Below are 2530 nucleotides of genomic sequence, written 5' to 3'. Positions count from 1 at the left end.
TGGCGGTTCCAGACAGCGACAGGCCCTGCGCGGCAAGCTTCTGGCTGAGCAGGCCGAACGGCACGACGCCATTGAAGTCGAGCACCAGCGCTGGCGTCCCGGCCGTCGTCACGGTGCCGCCGCCCTTGACGCCAAGGCCGGCTCCATCGCTGACATTGGCATTGAAGGTCAGTTTGTTGGCGCCGAAGGTGCCCGACGAGGAGACACTGACCGCACCGACACCGGCACCGCGGGTCTGCGAGGTCTGCACGCCCGCCGCGTCGAGATTGAAGGCAATGGCGGGATTTGCCGGCGCGCCCGTCACCTTGACCGTGCCTGAGATCGAGCCGGCGGCATCGAGCCCCGGCGAAAAACTGTTGGCGAGCGACATCGGCACCCGCGCCAGCGTCGCATTGATGTCGAGCGCCGTGCCGACCTTGCCGGTCACCGTCGCCGTGCCACCGCCAAGGTTGAGCACCAGCCGGTCCAGCGTCGTCGTGCCATTGGCTATGCTGACGGTCGAGGCCTGGGCAATGGCCGCCTTGATGCCCTGGACGGTCGCCTGGCCGGAGGCAAGCTCGATAGTTGTCGTGCCGTTTGCCACTTTCACCCGGCCGGCGGCCCGCGCCGGAATGCCCTTGACGGTTGCGCCGCCGGAAAAACCGGTCCAGTCGCCGTCGCGCTTCAAATCGACATCGATGCCGCTGATCACGGTACCGCCCGAAATGACGGTGTCGGCGCGGATCTTTCCGGAGATCACGGGCGCCGCCAGATAGTTGGCGACCAGCGCATCGATCGAGACGGCTTTCGCCTGCAGGTCGCCGCGCGTGATCGACGCTGTCGCCGCCTTGATGGCGACCTGCGGTGCGGTGCCGTTCTTCGAAAAGGCGATCGTGCCGCGCACGTCGCCTTCGGCCTTTTCCAGGGCAAGTGCCGCCAGCGGGCCGATATCGGGCAGGTCGAGCGCGATGGTGCCGACCGGCACGAACTTCTCGTCCAGCGCCAGATCGCCGGAAATCCTGTTCTTGCCGAGCGACAGCAGCAGGCCGTTGATGGCGCTCTTGCCGTCCGCCGTCGCCAGCACCGCGCTGCCTTGCAGCGCCTGGCCGGCGACATTGCCGGTCAGTTGCACGTTGGCCGCCGGATTGGCGGCATCGGCCTTGCCGGTGGCGGTCAGCTTCAACCCGGTGATCTCTCGCGCCGCCACGAGAAGGCGCTCGCTGTCGACCGTCAGTGACAGATCCGGCGCAGTGGCCGGCCCCTGTGCGTTCAACGCAAAGGCGATGGCGCCCTTGGCATCCTTCGACAGCAGCGAGATGTCGCTCAGCGCGCCCTTGATGTCGGCGGCCACCTTGTTGTCGGCAAGGCTGGCTTGCCCGTCGGCGGTCAGCGCACCCGAGGCCAACTTCAATCCGCCTATGTTGATGCTGCCGTTGGGGTCGCGCTTCAGCGTGGCGCTGATCTCAGCGCGTTCGCCAAGCATGCCGCGCGCCGCCGCCGGCAAGGCCGACGATGGGGCATCCGCCTTCAGGTTGAGGTCTATGGCACCGTCTCGCAGCGATACCTGGCCGGCGACCTGGCTGTTCAGCGCATCGCTCTTGAGCGAGCCGCTGTCGATGGCAAACAGGTCGGCCGTCAGGCGGCCGCTGACGGCTGCCGTGACCTTGCCGGCGATCAGCGGCGCGATCACCGGATTGTCGAGACCGACCTTGTCCACCGACACCGTGCCGGAAACCGGCCCTGCACGGTTCTTGAGATCGAACGCATCCGAATGCAACGCCAGGGCAAGCCCGTCTACCCTCGCCGGACTGGTGACGATCGAGGGCAGGATCGCGGAGACATCCAGGCGGGCCCGCGTGCTCTCGCCCGCCACCTTTGCCGACAAGGACTGGATCTCGATCTTGACCGGGCTCTCGGCGCTGCCGACAGTCAGCGGCAGGCTGGGGCCGGATGAGATGAGATCGAGCGCAAAATCGCTGGCGCCGTTCGGGTTGAGGGTGCCGGTTGCCTTGCCGGAAACCTTGTCGCCGGTCAGCGTCACCTCCGGGAGCACGGAAATCGGCGGCATCGGCGTCGACCTGAAGCGTGACGGCGACTGGACCAATTTTACCGGCGGCGCCACCATGGCGGGCATTCCGGCGACGGCTGCCGGCCGGGTGAAGATCGCCGACGGCACGACCAGCATCGAGATTGCCTCGGGCGAGGCGACGGTTCGCGGCATCAAGGCGGCAATCGCCCAGGCGTCGACATTAAGCATCGCCAACGGCACGACCAGCATCGAAAGGCTGGCGCTCGACGTCGGCGGCGGCTCGGTGACCTTGTCCGGGACAGCTGGCCAGACGCTCGATCTCGCGGCGCAATTTTCGGCACTGCCCGTGGCGCTCGCCAATGGATTTTCGCCCGGCCTCGATGCTGTGGGCACGCTCAGCGGCACGGCTGGTTTGACCGGACCGCCGGCCGCTCCCGACGTCCGCTTCAATGCGCAACTGGCCGGTATCCAAACCAGCCAGACCCGGCAGGCCGGGCTCGGACCGCTCGCCGTCGATGCGGC

General features: G+C 67.5%; 1 protein-coding gene and 1 pseudogene. One reads left to right on the top strand and one right to left on the bottom strand.

Annotation, left to right across the window (positions count from 1 at the left end; genetic code table 11):
• Positions 1–2047 (bottom strand): annotated as a pseudogene (locus EOD15_RS32595) (translocation/assembly module TamB); the annotation flags it as partial.
• On the opposite strand from EOD15_RS32595, the gene EOD15_RS32590 reads away from it, so the two are divergent.
• Positions 2001–2530: hypothetical protein (locus tag EOD15_RS32590; protein WP_245463830.1), on the top strand; the 530-nt coding region annotated here is incomplete at its 3' end. The pseudogene EOD15_RS32595 and the gene EOD15_RS32590 sit on opposite strands and share 47 nt — an antisense overlap.

Source organism: Mesorhizobium sp. M7A.T.Ca.US.000.02.2.1, from assembly GCF_003996995.1.
Lineage (GTDB): Bacteria > Pseudomonadota > Alphaproteobacteria > Rhizobiales > Rhizobiaceae > Mesorhizobium.
This window is presented reverse-complemented; position numbering and strand designations above follow the sequence as displayed.